At 61.7% G+C, this 25,646-nt stretch carries 22 protein-coding genes; 7 read left to right on the forward strand and 15 right to left on the reverse strand.

Annotated features, from left to right (window positions below; all coding sequences use genetic code 11):
* Window positions 1-160 precede the first annotated feature (160 nt).
* The 4 genes from gyrB to dnaA form a co-directional block, all read right to left on the reverse strand.
* The gene (gyrB, locus tag ACZ6WW_RS10905) at window positions 161-2,584 is read right to left on the reverse strand and encodes a DNA topoisomerase (ATP-hydrolyzing) subunit B (RefSeq protein WP_465274211.1); all 2,424 of its coding nucleotides are present in this window, start codon (window positions 2,582-2,584) and stop codon (window positions 161-163) included.
* Window positions 2,585-2,661: 77 nt separating this feature from the next.
* The gene (gene recF / locus ACZ6WW_RS10910) at window positions 2,662-3,741 is read right to left on the reverse strand and encodes a DNA replication/repair protein RecF (RefSeq protein WP_465274212.1); all 1,080 of its coding nucleotides are present in this window, start codon (window positions 3,739-3,741) and stop codon (window positions 2,662-2,664) included.
* Window positions 3,742-3,841: 100 nt separating this feature from the next.
* Window positions 3,842-4,942, reverse strand: a complete 1,101-nt coding sequence (dnaN, locus tag ACZ6WW_RS10915; RefSeq protein ID WP_281851175.1) for a DNA polymerase III subunit beta — start codon at window positions 4,940-4,942, stop codon at window positions 3,842-3,844.
* 255 nt (window positions 4,943-5,197) lie between these two features.
* Window positions 5,198-6,550: a chromosomal replication initiator protein DnaA gene (gene dnaA / locus ACZ6WW_RS10920; RefSeq protein ID WP_465274213.1), complete on the reverse strand. Its 1,353-nt coding sequence runs from the start codon at window positions 6,548-6,550 to the stop codon at window positions 5,198-5,200.
* 202 nt (window positions 6,551-6,752) lie between these two features.
* On the opposite strand from dnaA, the gene rpmH reads away from it, so the two are divergent.
* The 5 genes from rpmH (at window position 6,753) to ACZ6WW_RS10945 (ending at window position 13,091) form a co-directional block, all read left to right on the forward strand.
* Window positions 6,753-6,890 carry a 50S ribosomal protein L34 gene (gene rpmH / locus ACZ6WW_RS10925; protein ID WP_019464789.1) on the forward strand — a complete coding sequence of 46 codons (138 nt, stop codon included), beginning with the start codon at window positions 6,753-6,755 and terminating at the stop codon, window positions 6,888-6,890.
* A 13-nt stretch (window positions 6,891-6,903) separates the two neighbouring features.
* Complete coding sequence (gene rnpA, locus ACZ6WW_RS10930; protein ID WP_281851172.1) at window positions 6,904-7,284, forward strand: ribonuclease P protein component; 381 nt, start codon at window positions 6,904-6,906, stop codon at window positions 7,282-7,284.
* Between the two features lie 61 nt (window positions 7,285-7,345).
* Window positions 7,346-9,040, forward strand: coding sequence for a membrane protein insertase YidC (gene yidC, locus ACZ6WW_RS10935; protein ID WP_465274214.1), 1,695 nt, complete (start codon window positions 7,346-7,348; stop codon window positions 9,038-9,040).
* Between the two features lie 70 nt (window positions 9,041-9,110).
* On the forward strand, window positions 9,111-10,454 hold the full coding sequence (mnmE, locus tag ACZ6WW_RS10940) for a tRNA uridine-5-carboxymethylaminomethyl(34) synthesis GTPase MnmE (protein ID WP_465274215.1): 1,344 nt from the start codon (window positions 9,111-9,113) through the stop codon (window positions 10,452-10,454).
* Between the two features lie 135 nt (window positions 10,455-10,589).
* Complete coding sequence (locus ACZ6WW_RS10945; protein ID WP_465274216.1) at window positions 10,590-13,091, forward strand: DNA translocase FtsK; 2,502 nt, start codon at window positions 10,590-10,592, stop codon at window positions 13,089-13,091.
* Window positions 13,092-13,299: 208 nt separating this feature from the next.
* Here ACZ6WW_RS10945 and rbsB read toward each other — a convergent pair whose 3' ends face one another.
* The 6 genes from rbsB to ACZ6WW_RS10975 all read right to left on the reverse strand — a co-directional run bounded on the left by rbsB (window position 13,300) and on the right by ACZ6WW_RS10975 (window position 18,676).
* Window positions 13,300-14,244, reverse strand: coding sequence for a ribose ABC transporter substrate-binding protein RbsB (gene rbsB, locus ACZ6WW_RS10950; protein WP_465274217.1), 945 nt, complete (start codon window positions 14,242-14,244; stop codon window positions 13,300-13,302).
* A gap of 38 nt (window positions 14,245-14,282) precedes the next feature.
* Entirely contained in the window at window positions 14,283-15,251 is a 969-nt protein-coding gene (locus ACZ6WW_RS10955) for an ABC transporter permease (protein WP_465274218.1), read from the reverse strand.
* A 96-nt stretch (window positions 15,252-15,347) separates the two neighbouring features.
* A complete protein-coding gene (locus ACZ6WW_RS10960; protein ID WP_465274219.1) occupies window positions 15,348-16,829 on the reverse strand; it encodes a sugar ABC transporter ATP-binding protein in 1,482 nt (493 codons plus the stop codon).
* Between the two features lie 8 nt (window positions 16,830-16,837).
* On the reverse strand, window positions 16,838-17,236 hold the full coding sequence (gene rbsD / locus ACZ6WW_RS10965) for a D-ribose pyranase (RefSeq protein WP_465274220.1): 399 nt from the start codon (window positions 17,234-17,236) through the stop codon (window positions 16,838-16,840).
* A complete protein-coding gene (locus ACZ6WW_RS10970; RefSeq protein WP_465274221.1) occupies window positions 17,233-18,126 on the reverse strand; it encodes a ribokinase in 894 nt (297 codons plus the stop codon). Before ACZ6WW_RS10970 ends, rbsD begins: the two co-directional genes overlap by 4 nt.
* A 139-nt stretch (window positions 18,127-18,265) precedes the next feature.
* Window positions 18,266-18,676 (reverse strand): hypothetical protein, encoded by a 411-nt coding sequence (locus ACZ6WW_RS10975; protein ID WP_465274222.1) that lies wholly within the window; start codon window positions 18,674-18,676, stop codon window positions 18,266-18,268.
* 130 nt (window positions 18,677-18,806) lie between these two features.
* Here ACZ6WW_RS10975 and ACZ6WW_RS10980 point away from each other — a divergent pair, with 130 nt between their 5' ends.
* Both ACZ6WW_RS10980 and ACZ6WW_RS10985 read left to right on the forward strand, forming a co-directional pair.
* A complete protein-coding gene (locus ACZ6WW_RS10980; protein WP_465274223.1) occupies window positions 18,807-19,511 on the forward strand; it encodes a glutathione binding-like protein in 705 nt (234 codons plus the stop codon).
* A gap of 94 nt (window positions 19,512-19,605) precedes the next feature.
* Window positions 19,606-21,834 (forward strand): S9 family peptidase, encoded by a 2,229-nt coding sequence (locus tag ACZ6WW_RS10985; protein WP_465274224.1) that lies wholly within the window; start codon window positions 19,606-19,608, stop codon window positions 21,832-21,834.
* A 117-nt stretch (window positions 21,835-21,951) separates the two neighbouring features.
* On the opposite strand, the gene ACZ6WW_RS10990 is transcribed toward ACZ6WW_RS10985, so the two are convergent.
* The 5 genes from ACZ6WW_RS10990 to hslV form a co-directional block, all read right to left on the reverse strand.
* On the reverse strand, window positions 21,952-22,443 hold the full coding sequence (locus ACZ6WW_RS10990) for a hypothetical protein (RefSeq protein ID WP_465274225.1): 492 nt from the start codon (window positions 22,441-22,443) through the stop codon (window positions 21,952-21,954).
* Window positions 22,444-22,550: 107 nt separating this feature from the next.
* Window positions 22,551-22,907 (reverse strand): S8 family serine peptidase, encoded by a 357-nt coding sequence (locus ACZ6WW_RS10995; RefSeq protein ID WP_465274226.1) that lies wholly within the window; start codon window positions 22,905-22,907, stop codon window positions 22,551-22,553.
* Between the two features lie 36 nt (window positions 22,908-22,943).
* On the reverse strand, window positions 22,944-23,558 hold the full coding sequence (locus tag ACZ6WW_RS11000; RefSeq protein WP_281851152.1) for a hypothetical protein: 615 nt from the start codon (window positions 23,556-23,558) through the stop codon (window positions 22,944-22,946).
* A 111-nt stretch (window positions 23,559-23,669) separates the two neighbouring features.
* Complete coding sequence (gene hslU, locus ACZ6WW_RS11005) at window positions 23,670-25,004, reverse strand: ATP-dependent protease ATPase subunit HslU (RefSeq protein WP_465274227.1); 1,335 nt, start codon at window positions 25,002-25,004, stop codon at window positions 23,670-23,672.
* A 50-nt stretch (window positions 25,005-25,054) separates the two neighbouring features.
* Entirely contained in the window at window positions 25,055-25,591 is a 537-nt protein-coding gene (hslV, locus tag ACZ6WW_RS11010) for an ATP-dependent protease subunit HslV (RefSeq protein ID WP_281851150.1), read from the reverse strand.
* Window positions 25,592-25,646: the final 55 nt, after the last annotated feature.

Below are 25,646 nucleotides of genomic sequence, written 5' to 3' on the forward strand. Positions count from 1 at the left end.
GTGGTCGTCGGCTTTAGAAATGGATTGGATAGCTGCGTACGCTAACGTACTAATGCACTAATACGTGTATACAAAAATATGACCGGACGGTTTTCCCGCAATCGCGGCTCGTCCGGTCATCGAGACAAGGGCTGGCGCGATGCCGTGCCAGCCCCCGGGTTCAGACGTCCAGGTTGGCGACCTTCAGCGCGTTCGCTTCGATGAAATCGCGGCGCGGTTCCACCGCCTCGCCCATCAGCATCGAGAACATCTGATCGGCGGCGAAGGCGTCTTCGACGCCCACCTGCAGCATGCGGCGGGTTTCCGGGTTGACCGTGGTTTCCCACAGCTGCTCCGGGTTCATTTCACCCAGACCCTTGAATCGCTGGATCGTCCGGCCCTTCTTCGCTTCCTCGAGCAACCAGGAGCGCGCTTCGGCAAAGCTGAGCACCCCACGCGACCCATTGCCTCGCCGCACGACCGCATCGGCCTGCAGCAGGCCGGCAAGGTCCTGGCTGGCATGCAGGATCGGGCGGTACTCGCCGCTGGCGAAGAACGTCTGCGGCAGCAGCCAGGTATGGCTGAGGCCATGCTGGTCACGCACCACTTCCAGCGCGGCCGGCTGCTCATCCAGAGCCGGACGCAGGCTGACGCGATAACGGGGCTTGCCCAGGCCACTGGCAGCCAGGCGCTTGGTGAGCCCATCGATCCACGTCTGCATGGCGCTGGCATCGCTCCACAACGCCGGCTCCAGTGCGGTGTGCTCGATCATGGCGTGGAGCAGATTGCTGTCGAAGCGATGGCTCAGACGACCCACCTGGTCGAGCGCCAGCTGGTAGTCGCGCAGCAGTTTTTCCAGCGCCTCGCCAGTTACGGCGGGAGCTTCCGGACCCACCTGCAACTCGGCGTTGTCGACTGCGTTGGAAACCAGGTACGCGTTGAGCGCCGCATCGTCCTTGAGGTACATCTCCTGCTTGCCCTGCTTGAGCTTGTACAGGGGCGGCAGGCCGATATAGACGTGGCCGCGCTCGATCAGCTCCGGCATCTGACGGTAGAAGAACGTCAGCAGCAGGGTGCGGATGTGCGAGCCGTCCACGTCCGCGTCGGTCATGATGACGATGCGGTGATAGCGCAACTTGTCCGGGTTGTATTCCTCTTTGCCGATGCCGGTACCTAGCGCGGTAATCAGGGTGCCGACTTCGGCCGAAGACAGCATCTTGTCGAATCGCGCCTTCTCCACGTTGAGGATCTTGCCCTTCAACGGGAGCACGGCCTGGGTCTTGCGATTACGGCCCTGCTTGGCCGAACCGCCTGCGGAGTCACCCTCGACCAGGAAGAGTTCGCAAAGCGCCGGATCCTTTTCCTGGCAGTCGGCCAGCTTGCCCGGCAGGCCGGCGATATCCAAGGCACCCTTGCGGCGAGTCATCTCGCGCGCCTTGCGGGCGGCTTCGCGGGCGCGGGCCGCATCGACGACCTTCGAAGCGATGGCCCTGGCCTCGCTGGGGTGTTCCAGCAGGAACTCGCTCAGCTTTTCGTTGACCGCCTGCTCCACCGCGGTTTTCACCTCGGACGAAACCAGCTTGTCCTTGGTCTGCGACGAGAACTTGGGATCGGGCACCTTGACCGACAGCACCGCGATCATGCCTTCGCGCATGTCGTCACCGGAAAGCGCGACCTTGGCGTTCTTGGCCAGGCCTTCCTTCTCGATGTAGCTGGTCAACGAACGGGTCAGCGCCGCGCGAAAGCCGGTGAGATGCGTGCCGCCATCGCGCTGCGGGATGTTGTTGGTGAAGCAGAACATCGTCTCCTGGTAGGAGTCGGTCCATTGCATCGCCAGCTCCACGCTGATGCCGTCCTGCTGGGCGCTCAGGCTGATCACGTTCGGATGCAGCGCGGTCTTCAGTTGGGCCAGATGCTGCACAAAGGAGCGAATACCGCCCTCGTACGCAAACACATCCTCACGCGGCTCGGGGCCACGCTCATCCTTCAACTCGATGGTGACACCGGAGTTGAGGAAGGCCAGTTCGCGCAGACGCTTGGCCAGAATGTCGTAATGGAAGTCGGTATTGGTGAAAGTACCGGTGCTGGGCAGGAAACGTACCGTGGTGCCGCGCTTGGTCGATGGCCCCACCACTTTGAGCGGGTAAAGCGGCTCGCCCAGTGAGTATTCCTGCTGGTGTTCCTGGCCTTCGCGGTAGATCGTCAGCCACAGATGCGAGCTGAGCGCGTTCACCACTGACACGCCCACACCGTGCAGACCACCGGAGACCTTGTAGGAGTTCGCATCGAACTTGCCGCCGGCGTGCAGCACGGTCATCACGACTTCTGCCGTCGACCGGCCCTCTTCTGGATGGATGTCGACCGGGATGCCGCGGCCGTTATCCGACACGCTGATCGACCCGTCGTCCAGCATGGTGACGATGACATGGTCGCAGTAGCCGGCCAAAGCTTCGTCAATCGCGTTATCGACGACCTCGAACACCATGTGGTGCAGGCCGGTGCCGTCATCGGTGTCACCGATGTACATGCCAGGGCGCTTGCGCACCGCTTCCAGACCTTTCAGAACCTTGATGTTACTTGAGTCGTAATTGTCGTTGTCGCTCATGCCCTGCCCGTTTTCCTGGCGCCAGCGGCCCCGCCCAGCACGGCGCCTAAAGGCCGAACGGGGGCATAATTTGTCGATTATAGCAGGGGTGCGATCATCCCCTGTTCCACGTGGAACACTTGGGCTGGGACGGACTGCAAGGCCGCCGGGAGCTCGGTTCCAGTCAGCAGGACCTGCGCTCCAGCAGCCCTGAGTCGGCGAACCACCGATGCTTGATGCGTCACGTCGAGCTCCGACGCGAGGTCGTCGAGCGCAACGATGGGCCACTCGCCCCGGCGCTCGGCGAAAAGCGTCGCCTGTGCCAGCACGCATGCCAGAGCAGTCAGCTTTTCCTGGCCACGAGACAGGTGCTCCCGCAACGGCGCACGCTCAAAGGCAAGGGACCAATCCGCGCGATGGACGCCGAGCGTCGTGTGGCCTCGGGCGATATCTCGACCACGCTGTGAGCGCAGTTCTTCTGCCAGCGCACGCCCCTCCCCCCAGCCTCGTTTGTAGCGAAGTTCGATATCGCCCAACTCGGGGAGCAACTCGGCGACTTCCGCAGCGAGCCTGGGCCGCAAAAGGTCCAGATAGGTCTGCCTCTGGGCGTCGATGAGGGAACCTGCCTGTGCGAGCTCGGCTTCCCAGGGTTCCAGCAAGGCGTCGGTTATGAGATCACCGGAGCGCAACAAACTGTTTCGTTGTTTCAGGGCGCGCTGGTACCGGCGCCACGCCGGAAGAAAAAGCTGTTCCACGTGGAACACGCCCCAATCGAGGTAACGGCGCCGTTCTTCGGCCGCCCCCGCAATCAATGCATGAGAGCCAGGCTCGAAGCAAACCACGGCGCAATCACGAACTAGTTGCCCCATGGCGACGCTTTCGCCGTCGACCCGTGCTTCCCAGCGTGATCCATTTCGCCCCAAGCCCAATCGCACTCGTCGCTCGTCGTCATGACGCAGCTCTGCGAATATCGAAAGCCCCGTTGCGCCACGCTGCAACAAGGCCTCCTTCGCCCCGGTGCGGAATGACCGCGCGTGAGACAACAAGAAAGCCGCCTCCAGGACGCTGGTCTTACCGGCCCCGTTGTCACCGATAAAAACGTTGATTCCGAGTCCCAGCGCCAGATCCACATCGGAAAGGCAACGCAAGCCGTGAACACGCAATTGCTCAAGGCGCATCAGTGCGGTGCCCCGATATGAGAACGCCGGAGCGTCTTTCGACGGCTCCGGCGCTCCAGGCCAGCCCACTGCCTGTGTTCATGCACTGACGTACCGCCAGTCAGAGGCGCAGCGGCATGATGACGTGACGAGCCTGCTCGTTCTCATCTTCCTGCACCAGGCAGCTCGATTGTGCATCGCGCAGATTCAAACGTGCCTTGTCGCCACGAAGTGCGGACAACGCATCCAGCAAATAACCGACGTTGAAGCCTACGGCCAGATCGGAAACCACCGTATCGGCTTCCAGCTCCTCCACCGCTTCTTCCTGCTCCGGATTGTGCGCCACGATGCGCAACTTGCCCGGGGATAGCTCCAGCTTTACGCCGCGATACTTCTCGTTCGACAGAATCGCCGCACGCTGCAGTGCTCCGCGCAGTACTTCGCGATCGAGCACCGCTTTCTTGTCGGCACCCAGCGGAATCACCGCTTCGTAATCCGGGAAACGTCCGTCGATGAGCTTCGAGGTGAAAACAACATCGCCGCGGCGCACACGCAGATGGTTACGACCAAACTCCAGTTCCACCTGGCCGTCGCCAGTTTCGAACAGCCCCACCAACTCGTTAACGCCTTTACGCGGAATGATGATCTGTCTGCGTGCGGACACTGAACTGTCGAGCTGTGTTTCCTTCAAGGCCAGGCGATGCCCGTCCGTCGCGACGCAACGGAGCGTGTGCTCCTGGAGATCCAGCAACATGCCGTTCAAGTAATAACGCACGTCCTGATTGGCCATCGCGAACGACGTGTGTTCCATCAAATCGCGAAGCACCTCTTCCGGTAGCGATACACGTTCGACCAACTCGATCTCGTCGATCGTCGGGAACTCGGTCGCAGGCAGCGTCGCCAGTGTGAAACGACTCCGTCCTGCATTGAGTGCAATGCGGTCGCCGTTGAGCTTCAGCTCTATGCGGGCTCCGTCGGGCAACGCACGCACGATGTCGAACAGCTTGCGCGCCGGAATCGTGATCTCACCGTCGGCCAGCTTTTCAGCTTCGGTAGTGGCGATCATTTCGACTTCGAGGTCGGTGCCGGTGAAGGACACTTTTCCGTCAGCAACGCGAACCAGCAGATTGGCAAGAACGGGCAAGGTCTGCCGGCGTTCGACGACGCCTACGACTTGTTGCAAGGGTTTGAGCAGAGCTTCTCGTTGAATGCTGAATTGCATGTGGGCGCTTCCCCTTTACTGCTGTTCTGTTTTTAAAAGAAAGAATAGTAGTGGCAGTAGGTGCCGTGGATAACTTTTAAACCCGAGATTTTCTTTTAAAAACAAAATCTTAGGCGATTTCTACACTGTGTTCCGAACGACCTGCTTACTGTGGGTGTTCTGTGGATAACTTTAGGGGCCGTTTTCGTCCACCTATTATCCACAGCTTGCCCCTGGGGTTATCAAGCGTTTTCCCCATCTTGGCGCACTTCGAACTCAACCGGTAAGAATGCGGATGAGTTGCTCCCAATCCTGCCGCATCCGGGCGTCGGTTTCGCACAGTTTCTTGATCGTCCGGCACGCGTGCAGCACCGTCGTATGGTCACGACCACCAAATGCATCGCCAATTTCCGGCAGGCTGTGCTCGGTCAACTCCTTGGACAAGGACATAGCGATCTGACGCGGCCGTGCCAGCGAACGCACGCGGCGCTTGGACAGCAGATCCTGCAATCGAACCTGGTAGTAGTCCGCCACGATCTTCTGGATGTTGGGGACCGTTACGGCTTGTGCGTGGGTCGCCAGCAAATCGCGCAGGGTCTCTTCGGCAAAATCCGTGGTGATCGGACGACCGTAGAAATTGGCGCGCGCCGCCAGCGTGTTGAGCGCCCCTTCCAGGTCGCGCACGTTGGAACGGATACGTTTGGCCAGCAGCATCGCTACGTCTTCGCTGACGGCAACATTTTTCTCGTGCGCCTTGGCCAGCAAGATCGCCGCGCGTGTTTCGAAATCCGGCGGCTCGATCGCGACCGAAAGGCCCCAGCCCAGGCGCGACTTCAATCGCGGTTCGAGCTTGTCGACTTCTTTCGGGTAGCGATCGCAGGTCAGGATGATCTGTTGCTTGGACTCGAACAGCGCATTGAAGGTGTGGAAAAACTCCTCCTGCGTGGTGTCCTTGCCGGCAAAAAACTGGATGTCGTCGATCAGCAGCGCGTCGACCGAACGGAAGCGGCGCTTGAACTCGTCCATGCTCTTGGTGCGCAGGGCCTCGATCATCGAACCGACGAATTGCTCGGAGCGCAGATACAGCACCTTGCAATCGGGATTGCGCTCGCGCATCAGGTTGCCGGCAGCGTGCATCAAGTGCGTCTTACCCAGACCGGTGCCGCCGTAAAGCAGCAGCGGGTTGTAGGCGCGACCCGGATTCATCGCCACCTGCATGGCGGCGGCCTTGCCCAGCTGGTTCGATTTGCCTTCCACGAAGGTCTCGAACGTGTAATGCGGATCCAGGTTGTGATGGAACACCGGCGCGGGCGCCACCGTTTCACTGAACGACGTCGCGGCCTTGGCCACCGGGGCTGCGGCGCTGGCGGGTTTGGGCGGCATGCGCGGAGCGCTGGAACCGACTTCCAGCCTGACCGCCAGATCGTGCCCGGCCAAGTGGCTCAGCATCGCCTGGATCTTTGGCAGGTAACGCTCGCGAACCGTGTCGAGAGTGTAGGAATTGGGCGCGAACAGCTGCATGCCGGCCGCGTCGTCGCGTGCCTGTAGCGGCATCAGCCACGTATGCAGGTCCTCGGCGCTCAATTCGCCCTCGAGACGCTCCAGACAGCGCCGCCACAGATCACTCATGAATAATTTTCAACCACGAAAGGGGCGCTTGCGCGCAGGGTGGACCGGGAAGTCTAGCAGCACGCAGGCCGCTCAAAGTGGAGGATATCCACATGGATATCCACAGGGTTCCCAGGCAGCCCATTGTGGCGGATTTGACATCCCACTCGAAAGCCTTGCATAATTTCCAACCTTTTTACCCACATACCAATAGGAGGAAGCCATGTCGAAGCGGACCTTCCAGCCCAGCAAGCTCAAGCGCGCCCGCACGCACGGCTTTCGTGCCCGTATGGCCACGGCCGATGGTCGCAAGATTCTGAACGCCCGCCGTGCCAAGGGCCGCAAGCGTCTGATCCCGTAAGCGGCACGCGACTATGCGCGCCGCCGGTTTGCCGCGCGATGCGCGGCTCCGCCGCGCTGGTGATTTCGCTGCGTTACGCCAAAACAGCGGCCGCTCAGGCGGGCGCTGTTTTGCTGTGCGTTATCGCGGCAATGGCCTCGATCATGCCCGTCTGGGGCTGGCCATCTCCAAGCGCGTCTCCAAGCGCGCAGTGGATCGCAACCGCCTGAAACGGCTGGTTCGCGAGTCATTTCGTCGCATCCGTCACGAACTACCGCCGATCGATGTCCTGGTCATGGGCCGCGACCACGCCGCTGGCCAGTCGAGCGCCGAATTGCTGGCCGATATCGATGCCCTCTGGGCCAGGCTCAAGCCGTTGAAGCTGGACGATTCGGCCGGCACAATGGTCCGTTGACCTTATTTCTTTTGTTTGCTGCGGGCTTTGTGCCGTGGCGCCCACCCCGGACCGCTCCGCGATGAATCAAACGCGCACGTTTCTTATCTTCGCCTTGTTGGCTTTGGCGTATCTGTTATGGACTGACTGGGAGAAGGACTACGGCCCGCAGCCCGCTCCGGTAGCTGCCAACACCAGCGCGGCACCGTCAGCCGATGGCACGGTACCCGGCGCCAGCGGCAGCAACGCGGCGATTCCGACGACCGGCGTCGGTGGCAAGGAGCAACCGGCGCAGCTGATCACCGTCAGCAACGACCTGCTGCGTCTGACCATCGATACGCGCGGCGGCAGCGTGGTGCGTTCCGAACTGCTCAACTACCCGGCTGAGCCACGCACCAAGAACAATCCGAGCCCGGCGCCGGCACGTCTGCTTGACGACGATCAGACTCACTTCTTCACCGCACAAAGCGGCCTGGTGAGCGCGCAGGGCAATGCACCCGATCATCGCGCGGTGTTCCAGAGCGCGCAGACCAGCTATACGCTGGCCAACGGTCAGAACGAACTCAAGGTCGACCTGACCTGGACCGGTGCCGACGGCATCAAGGTCACCAAGACCTACACGCTCAATCGCGGCTCCTACGTCATCGACCTGGCTCAGCGCGTCGACAATGCCGGCAGCGCCAGCTGGCAGGGCAACGCCTATCAACAGCTGCAGCGCCTGGCGCCGGCCACCAGCAAGAGCTGGTTCCAAAGTTTCAGCGATCCGTCGTCGCACAGCTTCTTCGGCGCCGGCTGGTACAGCCCGCAGGACAAGTTCGATAGCCTTAGCTTTACCGACTTCGTAAAAAAGCCGCTCAACCGTTCCGTTACCGGCGGCTGGGTGGAAATGCTGCAGCATTACTTCTTCGTTGCCTGGATTCCCAAGGCCGACGAAGCAAGCACTTTCTCCACCAGCGTGAGCAATCCCGACACCGCCACGCCGACCTACCTGATCCGTTCGGTTGGCCCGTCGATGACCGTGGCACCGGGCCAGAACGCGACGTCGAGTGCGCGCCTGTACGTCGGTCCGAAATTGCAGGGCACGCTCGACTCGATCGCCCCGGGTCTGGAGCTCTCCACTAACTATGGCTGGCTCACCGTCATCGCACAGCCGTTGCATTGGCTGCTCTCCCAGCTCCACGCCTTCGTCGGCAACTGGGGTCTGTCCATCATCGTGCTGGTGCTGCTGATCAAGGCAGCGCTGTGGAAGCTCACCGCGACGCAGTTCCGCTCCGGCGCGAAGATGCGCAAGCTGCAACCGCGCGTCAACGCCTTGAAGGAGCGCTACGGCGACGACAAGGTGAAGATGCAGCAAGCCATGATGGAGCTGTACAAGAAGGAGAAGGTCAACCCGATGACCGGTTGCTTGCCGGTGCTGGTGACCATGCCGATCTTCTTCGGCCTCTATCGTGTGATCATGGAAAGCGTCGAGCTGCGCCAGGCGCCGTTCTTCGGCTGGATTCACGATCTTTCCGCGCCCGATCCGTTCTTCGTGTTGCCGGTACTGTATGTATTGGTGATGCTCGCTACGCAGTGGCTGACGCCGCCAGCCGCCGGCATGGATCCGGCGCAGGCGAAGATGATGAAGGTGATGCCGGTGCTGTTCGGCGTGATGTTCTTCTTCTTCCCGGCCGGTCTGGTGTTGTACTGGGTGACCAACGGCCTGGTCAGCCTGGGACAGCAGTGGTTTATTACCCAACAAGTCGAGCGGGCGGACCAGAAGGTCAAGACCGCTTGAAGAAAAGGGCCGCGAAAGCGGCCTTTTTTCTGGGCGTTTCTCCCGTCTCAATTCGTCTACCATTCCACGCATGAGCCACAGCAACGACACGATTGCCGCGATCGCTTCCGCTGCCGGCGCCGCCGGCGTAGGTGTGCTGCGCGTATCGGGCCCGAATGTCCCCGCTATCGCCAATCAATTGTTGGGCCGCGAGCCGCGACCACGGCAGGCGCATATGAGCGCATTCCGAGACGCCAAAGGCCAATTGATCGATCGGGGTCTGTTGCTGCACTTCCCCGCTCCGGCGTCCTATACCGGCGAGCACGTACTCGAATTGCAGGGCCATGGCAGCCAGGTATTGCTCGACGCCCTGCTTCATCGTGTTTGCGAACTCGGTGCGCGTCTCGCGCGGCCTGGCGAATTTACCGAACGTGCTTTTCTCAACGGCAAGCTCGATCTCGCGCAGGCCGAGGCGGTAGCCGATCTGATCGCCGCGCGCTCGCAAGCTGGCGCACGCGCTGCTTTGCAATCCATGGAAGGTGTCTTTTCGCGCAAAGTGGATGTCTTGCTGCACGCCTTGATCGCATTGCGCGTGCATATCGAGGCAGCGATCGACTTTCCCGAAGAAGAGATCGACTTTCTCGCCGATCCGGCGATCACCGCACAACTGCACGCGTTACGCGCGCAACTTGCCGACCTGCTGCGCGAAGCCAAACGCGGTCTGCGCTTGAACGACGGCTTGCGCGTTGCCATCGTCGGGCGTCCCAATGCCGGTAAATCCAGTTTGCTTAACGCGTTATCGGGCAGCGAACGCGCCATCGTGACCGATATCGCCGGAACGACACGCGACGTGCTGCGCGAATCCCTGCAACTGGACGGGATTGCACTCGAGTTGGCCGATACCGCTGGCCTGCGCGAAACCGACGATCCCATTGAGCGTGAAGGCGTGCGCCGCGCGCATGGCGAACTCACACGCGCGGACGTCGTACTGCTCGTTACTGACATCGAGCATGCGCAACGCGATATGGCCTTGCTGGCGAATGTACCGTCGACAGTGGAACGCCTTGTACTCATCAACAAGATCGACATCGACGCCACCCCGGAGCACGCCGAGAGACGTGGCGATGCCATGTGGTTGTGGATCTCAGCCAAGACCGGCGCCGGCCTCGACGCCTTGCGCAATACGCTCAAACAACTCGCCGGTGCGGGCAGCGGCGAAGGCGCCTTCAGTGCGCGACGTCGCCATGTCGTGGCGTTGCAGCAGGTAGCCATCCATCTCGATCGCACCGCCGAGATTCTGGACACCAGCCGCGCCGGCGAACTGGCTGCCGAGGAATTGCGCCAGGCGCAGCAGTCACTCGGTGAAATTACCGGCACCTATAGCAGCGACGATCTGCTTGGTGCGATCTTCAGTTCGTTCTGCATCGGCAAGTAGTTCGCCGACTCGCCATTGGTTCGCGAAATGAACCTCGGTGACACGAGCGTGAGATTTATCCACAGCTTTGCTGTCACACCTTATAAGTAGGCGCTAACATATTGGGTTTGCTAGATAGTCCTTGCGAACCCAGGCATGTTCTCCCTTATTTTCGGCGGCTTCGGGCTGTCTACGCTCTGGTTGATCCGGCCCTTCTGGCGTCTGCTGCGGCCCCTTTGGCGTCGTGGCGAGCCGATGGCGATCGGTGGTGCCGGTGCCATTCGCTTTTGGCTGAGCGTGCTGCTGGTATTGCTCGCAAGCGCAACGCTGGAAGGCGTCGTCATCGACTGGGTGACTGCCGGAGCGACCGTTGGCGGCTCGGTTTGCCGTGCCCTCGCGACCGGTCTCGGTGGCCTGTTGGGGAGTGCCTTGGCAGCCTTGCTTGCGCTCGTGGTGCTGATCGCCACCTTGCCTTGGTATCTCGGCGTCTCCTGGTCGGTAGCGCTTGCCCGCATCACTGACATCATCGAACCCTTGGGGGCTTTGGCAGTCGAGGGCGTACAGCGCGTGTTCGCTCGCGCGGGTGCTTCGCGACGCCCGCGTTCGGGGGCGGTGCGCCGCGCGGATCGTCCGCAGCGTCCGCGACGAGCGCCCGCACCGCCGGTAAGCGTCGAGCCGTCAGTTGCGGCACCAGAGCCCTCCCGGCCTGGCATTGACCGTGGCCCTGCGCCGCGCGAACGCGTGATCGACCAGCCCTGGTTACTGCCCAAGACCATCCGGCCATCGTCAGCGTCGCCTGCGCCCCGCCGTGAAATTGCGCCGAGGTCGCCATCGGTTTCCACAGGGGCCATCGTTGCGGCAGTCCAAGCGTCGCAGCGCGCACAGCATGAATCGTTTGCATCGGTGGGCGCCGGAGCGATACTTGAAGCGGGTGAAAATCTCCAGCGCGACGAGCCAAGCATTCCCGCTACGCCCGTCGAGGTGCCGGAGACATACGCTATCCCTGCGCAGGCATCCGATACCGAAACATCGATCGCACCGGAGCCGGCGCGATGGTCGCGTGCAATCACACCCTCCCCGATACGCGCGCTCGGCTACGCAGCGAACGATGAGATCGTCGAAGCCGCTGCGAAGCCTGTGACCGTTGCGACATCTGTCATCGCGCAACGATCTCGCGTCGCGGCGCATTTGCCCGGGTTGGATCTGCTTTCCGCGCCGCGTCAGCAGAGTTCGTCGATCGACGACGCGCAGTTGGCGGAAACCGGCGAACTGATCGAGCAGCGCCTGCGCGAATTCAAAGTACCGGTAACCGTGGTCGGCGCGTCGGCGGGGCCGGTCATCACGCGTTTTGAAGTCGAGCCCGCAGTAGGCGTGCGCGGCAACCAGATCGTTGCGCTGATGAAGGATCTCGCACGCGGTCTCGGTCGCACCTCGATCCGCGTTGTCGAAACCATCCCCGGCAAAACTTGCATGGGATTGGAGTTGCCAAACGAGCAACGGCAGATGATCGCGCTGTCGGAGATATTCGACTCCAATGCCTACCGTGCTTCCGATTCGCTACTGACGCTGGCGATGGGCAAGGGCATCACCGGTGATCCCGTGGTGGCGGATCTGGCCAAGGCGCCGCATATGCTGGTCGCCGGCACCACCGGCTCGGGCAAGTCGGTGGCGGTCAACGCGATGATCCTGTCGATGCTCTACAAAGCCACGCCTGACGACGTGCGCATGATCATGATCGATCCGAAGATGCTGGAGCTCTCGGTCTACGAGGGCATTCCGCATCTATTGGCGCCGGTAGTCACCGATATGAAACTGGCGGCCAACGCGCTCAACTGGTGCGTGGCGGAAATGGAGAACCGCTACAAGGTGATGTCCGACCTGCGCGTGCGCAACCTGGCTGGTTTCAATCAGAAAGTGCGCGAAGCACGCGCGGCCGGTCGGCCGTTGATGAATCCTTTCCCGGCGCATCCGGAAATTCCCGAGATGCTCGATACGCTGCCGATGATCGTGGTGGTGATCGACGAGTTGGCCGACCTGATGATGGTGGCCGGCAAGAAGATCGAAGAACTGATCGCACGTCTCGCGCAGAAAGCGCGTGCCGCGGGTATTCACCTAATCCTCGCGACGCAGCGTCCGTCGGTCGATGTGATCACCGGCCTGATCAAAGCCAACATCCCCACGCGCGTGGCGTTCCAGGTCTCATCGAAGATCGACTCGCGCACCATCCTCGACCAGATGGGCGCGGAAAGCCTGCTCGGCCAGGGCGACATGTTGTTCTTGCCGCCGGGCACGGGTTATCCGCAGCGTATCCATGGCGCGTTTGTCGCCGACGAAGAAGTACATCGCGTGGTGGCATGGCTCAAGCAGTTCGGCGAGCCGGACTACAAGGATGAAATCCTTGCCGGGCCGCCGAGCGAAGGTTCCGGCGAGCTATTTGGCGAGGAAAGTGGGGACGCCGAGCTCGACCCGCTTTACGACGAGGCAGCCGCATTCGTGCTGCGTACACGCCGCGCGTCGATCTCGTTCGTGCAGCGTCAGTTCCGCATCGGCTACAACCGCGCCGCACGCCTGGTCGAGGCGATGGAAGCGGCGGGTCTGGTGTCGTCGATGGGGATCAATGGTCAGCGCGATGTGATTGCGCCCGCGCCGATGGAGTAAACCAGACTGAGCGTGTAGGGGCAGCTTCAGGGAACTTCGAGCAACCTCAGTTTTGCATCGTCGTCCCGGCGACGGCCGGGACCCATTCCGCAGTCATTCGCCTGTTAGATGGCGTATCGCAAGCGTCTGCATTGAGGAGTGGGTCCCGGCCTTCGCCGGGACGACGAATTAGAAAAGGTTTTTAGAGGTCTCCTGAAGTTGCTCCGTCTTATTGCGCGTTGTCCTTGGTCACGAGTTTCAGCGGTACAGCAACGCTCTTGTCCACGCTCTGATTGCTCAGCAGCTTTTGAGCGGTTTCCACGCCGAGGCGGCCGATTTCACTGGGCTGTTGGGCGACGGTGGCGGCCATCTTGCCGTCCTTCACCGCCTTGATGCCATCCGGCGTGCCGTCGAAAGCGACCACGATGATATTGCCGTGCTTGCCGCTATCGAGCGCGCGCAACGCACCCAATGCCATCTCGTCGTTCTGCGCAAAGATCGCATTGGCGTCGGGATGCGCCTGCAGTAGGTTTTCCGTGACCGAGAGTCCATCTGCGCGATCGAAGTTGGCCGGCTGCTGCGCAATGATCTTCAAGCCATCTTTCTGCGCCTCGTCGTCGAAACCCTTACCGCGATCGCGCGCGGCAGAGGTACCGGGCACACCCTGGAGCTCGAGCACATTGCCCTTGCCCTGCAACTGTTCGGACAGGAACTTCGCCGCCATGGCACCACCGGCGAGATTGTCAGAAGCGATGTGCGAAGCGACGCTGGCGCCGTCGACGGTGCGATCCAGTGTTACCACTGGAATATGGGCATTATTCGCCGATTGCACGGCACCAGCCAGCGCGGATGAATCGGTCGGATTGAGCAGAATCACACCGACCTTCTTCTGGATCAGGTCTTCGACGCCGGAAATCTGCCTGGCCGGATCGTCCTGCGCATCGACGACGACCAACTGCAAGCCAGCGGCCGCCGCCGCTTTTTGCGCGCCGTCCTTCAACTCGACAAAGAATGGGTTGTTCTGCGTGGAGATGGCCAAACCGATGGTCTTGTTGCCACCCGCTGCGCTCGACGACGATGCAGCCGGTGCGGAGGCTTCACCCGGGCCCTGCTGACTGCAGGCGGCAGCGAAGACGACGAATGTGGCCGCGGCAATGAGCCTTAGTGTGCGCATGATGGTACTCCTTCGGTAATACGGGGATTGTCTGGGGACTATTTGCGGCGATCGATCAGCACAGCGATCAGGATCACCGCACCCTTCACGACCTGCTGATAGAACGACGATACGCCCAGCAGGTTCAAGCCGTTGTTGAGAAAGCCGATCAGCAGCACGCCGACCAGGGTGCCGAACAACCAACCGCGTCCGCCCGACAGGCTGGTGCCGCCGAGCACGACGGCGGCGATCGCATCGAGTTCGTAACCGCTACCCGCGGTGGCCTGTGCCGAGTAAAGCCGCGAGGTGAGCACGATGCCGGCGAAAGCGGAAAGCAGGCCGGAAAGACCATAGACACCGAGCTTGATCGCCCAGACGCGTACGCCGGACAAACGCGCGGCTTCTTCATTGCCGCCGATGGCGAAGATATGTCGACCGAACACGGTACCGCGCAGCACAAAGCCACAGACCGCGAACAGCACGAACATCCAGATCACCGGGATGGGAATCAGGTGGGCGACATAACCATCACCAAGCAACGCGAACCCCGGATTGGAGACACTGATCGGACGACCTTGGGTGTACGAAAGCGTCAAGCCGCGCACCAGCGTCATCATGCCCAGTGTGGCGATAAAGGGTGCGACGCGGCCCCACGACACCAGCACGCCGTTGACCAGGCCCAGCAAGGTACCCATGCCCAGGCCGGCACAGATGGCCAGCCCCGCGCTCTGCCCCGCTGCCATGACACCTGCGGTAATTGCGCCGGAAAACGCGAGCAAGGCGCCGACCGACAGATCGATACCGCCAGTGAGGATCACGAAGGTCATGCCGAAGGCGATCAAGGCATTGATCGACACCTGGCGCAGCACCGTGAGCAAGTTGCCGGTAGTCAGGAAATCGGGGCTCAGGATGCTGAGTGCGATTACCAGCAACACCAGACCGATCACCGAGCCCAGACGCTGCAGGAGGGTCAGCGTGTTATCCAGGCTGAAGCGTGAGGGAGGTGTTGGAACGGTTGCGTCGGCCATGTTCGGAGTCTCGATAGATAGCTAGTCTTGTAGGAGCGACTTCAGTCGCGACATGTGAGCGAACGGTCGCGACTGAAGCCGCTCCTACAAATTCTTTCAATGCCCGCCGGTCGCGGCACGCATGATCTCTTCCTGCGTGGTGGCAGCAGCTTCCAGCAATGCGGTCGCACGCCCTTCATGCATCACCAGGATGCGATCGCTCATCGCCAGCACTTCGGGCAGCTCCGACGAAATCATCACGATGGCCACACCTTGCTCGGCCAAACGGTTGATGATTTGGTAGATCTCCGCCTTGCCGCCGATATCCACGCCGCGCGTGGGTTCATCCAGCAACAACACGCTCGGCTTGAGCGCGAGCCATTTGGCCAGCACCACCTTCTGTTGGTTGCCGCCGGAGAGCGCGCGGACGTCCAGCTCCATATCGCGGGTACGGATATGCAGTTGTTCGATCAATTCGCGCGCCTGCGTGCGCTCGCGGCCGCGATCGATCACGCCCAGACGTGCCGGGATATGCGCCAGGCTGATGTTCTCGCGTAGCGACAGATCCAACACCAGGCCCTGGCCCTTGCGGTCTTCGGTGACAAAACCCATGCCGGCATCGATCGCCTGCACCGGATTGCGTATGGCCAATGGCTTGCCGTCGAGGGTGATGCTGCCGGTCCGCGGCTTGCGCAGGCCAAACAACAGGCGTGCGAGTTCCGTGCGGCCCGCACCCATCAGGCCCGATACGCCAAGCACTTCACCGGCGCGCACGTCGAAGCTGATATCGCGGAGGTAGTCGTCCCCCAACCCCTGCACCGCCATGCGCACGCGCCCTGGCTTGGCGTTACGCGAAGGAAAGCGCGCTTCCAGACTGCGTCCAACCATCATGCGCACGACTTCGTCCAGATCCAGCCCGGCCACGTCGCGCACGCCGACGAACTGGCCATCGCGCAAGACGGACAGCCGATCGCACAGCGCGAAAATTTCTTCCATCCGATGCGAAACGTAGACAATGCCGGTGCCGCCCTCGCGCAGTTCGCGAATCAACGCGAACAGTGTCGTCGTCTCACGTTCGGTCAGTGCGGCAGTGGGCTCGTCCATGATCAGCACGCGCGCGTTCTGCGCCAGCGCCTTGGCGATCTCCACCATCTGCTGTTGGCCGACCGACAGCGTGTCCACCTTGGCATCGGGCGACAACGCCTGCATGCCGACGCGAGCCAACCACTCGCGCGCCCTGGCTCGCATCGCGCGTTGCTGCAATACGCCGAAGCGACGCAGCTCGCGGCCGAGGAAAAGATTCTCGGCCACGGTCAGGTTGGGGATTAGATTCAGTTCCTGATGAATGATCGCGATGCCATGTTTCTCGGCATCGGTGGGCGAGCCGATCGTTGTCGCCTGTCCATCGACGCGAATCTCGCCTTGATCGGGTCGATACTGCCCGGTCAGGATCTTCATCAGGGTGGATTTGCCGGCGCCGTTCTCGCCCATCAGCGCGTGGACTTCACCCGCGCGCAGTTCGAAATCGACGCCTCGCAGCACTTGCACCGGCCCAAAGGCCTTATGGATGCCGTGCATGCTGACCAGGTTGGTAGTCATGAGAATGCTTAGAAAGTGACGCCGGCGTGCAGGATCGCGTTGGCGTAAGGCGACGTTTCGCCGGTACGTACGACGGCCCGCGCCGAGGCGCAGGCGCGTTTGAAATCTTCGTGAGTCAATTCATCTACGGTGAGGCCATCGGCACGCAATCGCTCCGCCAGTGCCAGCATCGACGGGTTGCGCGCATGGATTTCGCTTGCCATGGTGATGCGCTCCACCGCGAGCTCACGATAGACCGCGTCGAAGACGTCAACGAAGCGTGGCGTACCAGCGACGAGCGCCAGGTCGATACACGTCACACCGGCAGGCACTGGCAGGCCGACGTCGGCGATGACGATGGTGTCGGTATGTCCCATCGCGGCAATCACCCGGTTGAGCTCGGCATGCAGCAGGCCTTGGCGCCTCACGACTGCCGCTCCAGAAATGCGTCCAGGGCAGCCAGGGTCGGCATGCCGTCGCGTGCGCCTAACTGGGTGACCGACAAGGCGCCGGCCGCACAGGCCTTGCGTACGGCGGTACCCAGGTTGTCCTTGAGAAACACGGCAAGCGCGGCATTGAAGGTATCGCCTGCACCGGTACTGTCGACAACATCGACGCTGAAGCCGCCCTGCGATTGCGGTTCGCCGCCGTCGCGATACCAGGCGCCTTCGGCGCCGCGGGTGAGGACAACAGGGCAAGGTGTACGGCGCATCAGCTCGCGGAAGTCTTCGTCAGGATCGGCTCCGAGCAGGATCGCCAATTCATGTTGATTGGGCGTGACGAAGCGTGCGAGCTTGAGCCAGGCCAGCGGCAGGGGCTGGGCCGGCGCGGGATTGAGGATGACTGGCACGCCGAGGCGTTGGCCCAGACGCAGCGTGGCCTCGACCGTGTCCAGCGGCGATTCCAGCTGGACCAGTACGGCATCGGCACGCGCGATGGCGTCGCTTGCCCGCTCGACGTGAGCGGGTGACAGGCGGGCATTGGCTGCGGGGACGATGACGATCTGGTTTTCGCCGCCGGCCACAGTGATCGAGGCGGTACCGCTACCGCAATCGTCGATACGGTGCAGGTGATCGAGCGCGATGCCTTCACGCTGCAGCCCTTCCCGCAGCTGATCGCCGAAGGCATCGTCGCCAACCGCACCGACCATCGTCACCTCGGCACCCAGACGGGCAGCGGCTACGGCCTGATTGGCGCCCTTGCCACCCTGCAGGGTGAGAAAGCGCTCGCCGAGCAGGGTCTCGCCCGGACCGGCGAAGCGCGGCGCCAGGGTGACGAGATCCATATTGATGCTGCCAACCACGACGACACGGGTCATGTGGTTCCTTTGAACGAATCTAAGAGACCGCGCAGGATACGCGATCCTGCGCGATCCGATCGTCAAAAGGGTGCTTTTTCAAACAGATACTAAGAGAGACAAACCCCCTTTTCCTGTTCGACGTTTCTCGGAGATCTGACTACTTGCCGCTGGCCGGTGACGCTTGGCCATCCTGTTTTGCTTCACGCCGTTCCGTCATCTTCTCGCGCATATCCGTCCAGCGCTGGCGTTGCTGGTCGGTCAGCACGGCACTGATGCTGCTTTGCGAGCTTTCCATCAAGGACTTCAGCTTGGCGTGCTTGTCGGCTGGCTTCAGGCTGCTGTCGCCGCGGATGGACTGCACCTGCTGTTGGCGGTCCTGCAGGATCGCGCCGATCTTGCTCTGTTGATCGGCGGTCAGCTGCAGGCGTTTGCTGAGCTTTTGCAGCTGCTCCTGCGGGTCCATGTGCTGGCCTTGGGCGTGGCCGGCCGGTGCACTGTCCTGGGCCAGCGCGGGAACGGCGGCGAGGCCGAAAGCCAGGGAGAGCGACGCGAGTATCAAGCGTTTCATCGGACCGATCCTTTGGGTTGGGTCCACGGCTCAACGCCTCGCCCGCGGCCGGCGTTGACGTTCTCTCGCTTGAAAGCCGGTGCAACGCCCCGAAAATCAGAGATCCGTCCGTTCTTTTTTAAGGTTTCCCATGATCGAGCTGTATTACTGGCCCACGCCCAACGGCCACAAGATCACCCTGTTCCTGGAAGAAAGCGGCCTGCCCTATGCGGTCAAACCGGTGAATATCGGCAAGGGCGATCAGTTCGAGCCGGCCTTCCTGGCGATCTCGCCGAACAATCGCATGCCGGCCATCGTCGACACCGAGCCGGCGGACGGCCAGGGTCCGCTGAGCGTGTTCGAATCGGGCGCGATTCTCGAATACCTGGCCGGCAAGACCGGTAAATTCCTCCCGACCGACACCCGCGCACGCTACGCGGTGCTGGAATGGCTGTACTGGCAGGTGGGCGGCTTGGGGCCGATGCTCGGTCAGAACCACCACTTCAATCGCTACGCACCGGAAAAGATCCCTTACGCGATCGATCGCTACGTCAATGAAACGCGCCGTCTCTATGGCGTGCTGAACAAGCGTCTGGACGGCCGTACCTTTATTGCTGGCGACGACTACACCATCGCCGACATGGCGGCCTATCCGTGGACCGTGTCGCACGAGGCGCAGGGCATGGACCTGGCCGATTTCCCCCATCTGAAAGTGTGGTTCGACACCATTGCCGCCCGCCCGGCCACGCAACGTGCCTATGCGCTGGGCGAGCCGATTCGAAACGGATTCGACCTGACCAAGGACGAAGAAGCACGCAAAGTGCTGTTCGGCCAGGGTGCCAAGCCGCAAGCCTGAGTGTGATCCATGGCGAAAACATACTGGTATTGCGTCACACAACGCGTTTTAATCTTTCGATCTTTTGTGTTGGCGCTTTATCAGGATGTTCTCTATGCGCGCTCTCTTGTTTGCGGCTTTGATGACGATGGCTGGTCCCGCGATGGCTGAAAAACTGACGATCGAACGAATCTTCGACGGCGGTAACCTCGCCGGTCCCGCACCCCGCGGCCTGCAGATCTCTCCTGATGGCTCGCGCGTCACCTTCCTGCGCGCCAAGCCCGACGACCAGAATCAGCTCGATCTGTGGGAATACCGCATCAAGGACAACAGCACGCATCTGCTGGTCGACTCCAAGAAGCTCGAGCCGCAGGGCGAGCACCTGTCCGATGCCGAAAAGGCACGCCGCGAGCGCGCTCGCACGGCCGGCCTGCACGGCATCCTGACCTATCAGTGGTCCCCGGACGGCAAGCAGCTGCTGTTTCCCATCGGCGGCAAGCTCTATCTCTACGACCTTGCCGCCGATAAGCCGGCACCGCGCCAGCTCGACACCGGCGGCGACGTGATCGATCCGCGCATCTCGCCCAAGGGCCACTATGTGTCCTATGTGCGTGACCAGAACCTGTGGGTGATCGATCTGGCCAGCGGTAACGCGCACCAGCTGACGCACGACGGCGGCGGTGCGGTGCACAACGGCGAAGCCGAATTTGTCGCGCAGGAAGAAATGGAGCGCAGCGAGGGTTACTGGTGGGCGCCGGATGACAGCCAGATCGCGTTCGAGCGCTACGACGAATCCAAGGTGCCCACGGTCAAGCGCACCGAGGTCTACGCCGATCGCACCGATGTGATCGACCAGCGCTACCCCGCTGCCGGCGACCCGAATGTGCTGGTCAAGCTGGGCCTGGTGGCGCCAGCCGGTGGCCAGGCGCGTTGGATCGACCTGGGCGCGGACACCGACAGTTACCTCACCCGTGTGAAATGGCTGCCCGATGCGAAACATCTGAGCTATCAATGGATGCCGCGCAGTCAGCAAAAACTGGAACTGCGACTGGTCGACGCCAAGACGCTGGCGCAGCGCGTGCTCGTCACCGAGACCAGCCCGACCTGGATCAATCTCAACAACGACCTCACCTTCCTCAAGGACGGCAAGAGCTTCCTGTGGGGCAGCGAGCGCAGCGGCTACCATCACCTCTACTTGTATGGCATCGACGGCAAGCTGAAGCATCCGGTGAGCCAGGGCGACTGGCAGCTCGATGGCGTGCTGGCGGTGGATGAAAAAGCCGGCAAGGTCTATGTCAGCTCGAACCGCGAGTTTGTACCCGATCGTCAGGTCTACGAACTCAAGCTCGATGGGAGCAACGCGACGGCGCCTGCGCGCATCAGCCAGGGCAACGGCACGCACCAGGCCGAGTTCTCGCATGATGCGGCGTTCTACCTCGATACGTTCTCCAACTCGCAGACGCCGCCACAGGTGAGCGTGCACAAGCCAGACGGCACGTTGATCAGCTGGATCGAACAGAACCCGCTCGATGAGAAGCATCCATTCTGGCCCTATCGCGACAGTCTGATCAAACCCGAATTCGGCACCATTACCAGTTCGGACGGCCAAACGCTTTACTACCGCATCTACAAGCCGGCCGGTTTCGATCCGAGCAAGAAGTATCCGGTGTTCGATGCGTACTACGGCGGCCCGCATGCGCAGCTGGTGGTCGACAGCTGGGGTGATTACTTCAACCAGTACATGGCCAACCAGGGTTTCGTCGTCTTCACCCTCGACAACCGCGGCATGGCCCGTCGTGGCCGCAAGTTCGAAGATCCGATCTACCAGCAACTCGGTGCGGTTGAAGTCGACGACCAGCTTGCCGGCATTCATTGGCTGAAATCGCAGCCGTGGGTGGATGGCAATCGCATCGGCGTGTTCGGCTGGAGTTACGGTGGCTACATGACCACGATGATGCTGAGCAAGGCATCGAACGAAATCGCCGGCGGCGTTGCCGTCGCGCCCGTTACCGATTGGCATCTTTACGATACGTTCTACACCGAGCGTTACCTCGGTCGTCCGCAAGACAACGAAGCCGGCTACACGCGCAGCTCTCCGTTTGCGTGGCTCGATGGCCTCACCTCAAAGCTCTATCTCGTGCATGGCATGGCTGACGACAATGTGTTGTTCGTCAATTCGACCAAGCTGATGGCGGAGTTGCAGAAACGTGGTACGCAGTTCGAGTTCATGGCGTACCCGGGTGCGAAGCATGGGCTGAATCTGCCGGGGCAGCGCGTGCACGTTTATCACCTGATCGAGAATTTCTTTCAGGGGCAGGTGAAGGGTGATGCGTCGGGTAAATAAGGCCTGGCGGGCTCTATCAATCTGCGCGGTCGAAAGGGACGTCTAAAACCCCTCCTACTCGTCATCCCGGCCTGCGCCGGGATGACGATAGGAAGAACTGAGGTTATTCGACGTTGGCTATGGCTGTCCCACGACTTGCCGCACATCCTGCCAAACCTTGTCGATCTTCTTCTGCTTCTTCTTGGACTTCGAACAAAGCGGAATCGAAACGTAGTTGCCGTTGGCGAAGAACGAAAGGTCTTCGTAGCCCGTGGTAGGACCTGGGCAAGGCGGGTTGTCGGAGAGATCGTCGAATGCGCCGTCGCTGCGCAGCGCGGCGTAGAAGTTGTCGTATTCAGCAGGGCTCAGTTGCACCGTCTTGTTGACGTCGCCATTGTGCGATCCCGACTGGATGGTCTTCTTGCCTTTGGCGTCGATGTCGACGGCATAGCGCGACCAGTTCGGCGATGAAATCACGCCGGTGGACTTGGCGTATTTCACCGCGAAATCATCGGGACGCTGGTGACGCCTGGAGATCATGCTGCAGCCGGCGATCGCAACGATCACGCCGAGTGCGGCGATGACACGCAAGGCTTGGAGGAAGCGCGACCGACCGTTGACACCGAGCATGCGTGGCTCTCCTACGCGTAAGGCTACGCGCGGATCATACCAACGCATGCGACGCAAGAACGTCGCACGGGCAACCGCGTTGCACGAGTATGAATTTGCGATGCGGGTTATTTATCCAGCTTCGGACCGCGAATCGGGTCGACGGTCTTGCGCGCGTTGACTTCCACATGCGTCACGCCGGGCTGGGCCTGGAACGCAGCGATGGCCTGATCGATATCCGCATCCGGTGGTAGCGTGACAACGGCGGCGTCACCCGAACCCATCGGCCGTACGAAAATCGTGCCGACTTTTGCGTTCGCCGCCTGCGCTGCAGCGGATTTGGGACCGTCCTTGTAGGTGACGATCAATTGCTTGGCGTTGGGTGCCGCATCGGCAGGCATGGCATTACCCCGATAGACCTGGGCGTGGGCGGCACATACAAGAAAGGCGGCCAGCGGAACGAGGATGAAAGTTCGAATACGCATGGGCCGCCTCTTTGTCGATGTGGATGTTGCCGAAGCTTACTCGTGCGCCAACCCCAGGCCGGAACCTTGTTCGATCGGCGGCGCGGTACCGGCGACGGCGAGCAGGGACTGCGCATAGCCGTCTTCGATGCTGACGGTGGATACCTCGTCCCAGGAGAAGAACGATGCCTCGCGCAGCCATTCCGCGTCGGGGCTGATTTCCTGCATGTTGAAACCGTCTTCCTCGACGCTGACCAGCTTGCCGATGTAGCAGACCTCGGCCTCTTCCTCGCTATCGACATGCACGCCGATCACCGCCGACTGGCGGGCCGCCGCTTCGACGACTTCGCGGATGTTATCCAACGGGAAGTTCTGCGGCAGGGTCGGCGTCAGCCCTTTCAGGGTCAGTGCCTTCTCCATGAACAAGGCGTGCTTGTCCGGGACTTCCAGTTCGCTGACATCCCGGTGACGCATGATGTAGATGCCGTCGTAGGTGATGGTGTCGCCCACCACCCACAGCAGAAAGAACTCGCGTCCGACGCCGCCGACGTATCCGCAGAAGCTGCCGTGTTCGAGTTCTTCACGCCATAGCCTGACCAGCTGGCGGTTTTCCTGGGCCTCGCGCAGTTGCGCGCGCTGCCCAGTGGTCTTCAGTTCGATGATCTTGCCCATGGGCGCAATTTTACCAGAGGGGGGTCGCCGGCTTGTTAGGGCCGGCTAACGGGCAAGAAAGTTCGGTACTTAAGCTTTTACAAACAATAACTTGCGACAATGCCGCAGGGCTTAGAGGATGTAGCGGCTGAGGTCTTCGTCCTTGACCAGGGTACCGAGGTTCTTGTCTACATATTCGGCGTCAATCGTGTACTTTTCGCCGGACTTGTCTGCAGCTTCGTAGGAGATCTTTTCCAAAAGTCGCTCCATGACCGTGTGCAGGCGGCGGGCGCCGATGTTCTCGGTGCGCTCGTTTACCTGGAAGGCGACCTCGGCCAGGCGATCCACGCCGGAGTCGGTGAATTCCAGGCTGACGCCCTCCGTGCCAAGCAGAGCGACGTACTGTTTGGTCAGCGCGCTGTGCGGCTCGCGCAGGATGCGCTTGAAGTCGCCGACCGACAGCGCTGACAGCTCGACGCGGATCGGCAGACGACCCTGTAGCTCCGGGATCAGGTCCGACGGCTTGGCCAGCGAGAACGCACCCGAGGCGATGAACAGCACGTGGTCGGTCTTGATCGGGCCATACTTGGTCGACACAGTGGAGCCTTCGACCAGCGGCAGCAGGTCGCGCTGCACGCCTTCACGGCTGACGCCGGCCCCGCCCCACTCCGAACGCTGGGCGATCTTGTCGATCTCGTCGATAAAGACGATGCCATTCTGCTCGGCCGCCTCGACGGCCTGTGCGCGAATTTCTTCGTCGTTGAGCAGCTTGCCGGCTTCTTCGTCGATCAGCAGCGGGCGCGCGGCCTTGATCGACAGCTTGCGCTGCTGGGTCTTGGCGCCGCCCATGTTCTGGAACATCTGGCGTAGCTGCTGGCCCATCTCTTCCATGCCGGGCGGCGACATGATCTCGACGCCGACATTCATGGCGAAATCGAGTTCGATCTCGCGGTCGTCCAGCGCACCCTCGCGCAGCTGCTTGCGCAGTTTCTGGCGGGTATCGCTATCGATGGCCGGTGCCGGATCGTGGCTCCAGTCGCTGGGCGACTGGCGGCGCGGCAACAGCGCGTCGAGAATGCGATCCTCGGCACGGTCTTCGGCCTGGGTGCGCACGCGCTTCATCGCCTGCTCGCGAGTGAGCTTGTAGGCCACGTCGACCAGGTCGCGCACGATCGACTCGACGTCCTTGCCGACATAGCCCACCTCGGTGAACTTGGTCGCCTCGACCTTTACAAACGGCGCATTCGCCAGCGTGGCGAGGCGGCGTGCGATTTCGGTCTTGCCCACGCCGGTCGGGCCGATCATCAGGATGTTCTTCGGCGTGACCTCGTCGCGCAGGCTCGGCTCCAGCTGCATGCGGCGCCAACGGTTGCGCAGCGCGATCGCGACGGCGCGCTTGGCGTCGTGCTGACCGATGATATAGCGATCGAGTTCGTTGACGATTTCGCGGGGAGTGAGTTCGGACATGGCTTTAGCTCGGGGAACAGGGAATGGGGAGCGAGGGGAGACCGCTCACGTCAAAGTTCTTCGATCGTCGTGTTGTGATTGGTGTAGATGCAGATGTCGCCGGCGATCTTCAACGCTTTTTCGACGATGACGCGCGCATCCATCTCGGTGTTTTCCATCAGCGCGAGCGCGGCCGATTGCGCAAAGGGGCCGCCTGAGCCGATGGCGATCAGGCCGTGCTCCGGTTCCAGCACATCGCCGTTGCCGGAAATCAGCAGCGAGGCATCCTTGTCGGCCACCGCCAGCATCGCCTCGAGGCGGCCCAGGCGGCGATCGGTACGCCATTCCTTGGCAAGTTCGACGGCGGCACGCGTCAGGTTGGCGCTGTGCTTGGCGAGCTTTTCCTCGAACAGCTCGAACAAGGTGAATGCATCGGCCGTGGCGCCGGCAAATCCGGCGATCACGTCGCCGTTCTTGCCCAGGCGGCGGATCTTGCGTGCATTGGCCTTCATCACGGTATTGCCCAACGTGACCTGACCGTCGCCGCCGATGACGACGCGGCCGTTGCGGCGGACCGAAACGATGGTGGTGGCGTGGAAGGATTCCATGAGGTCGCTCCGAAGACTTGAACCGATGAGGTGGGGGTGCCTGCTGGCGGTTCAA

The sequence above is a fragment of the Dyella sp. NPDC103356 genome (assembly GCF_055584465.1).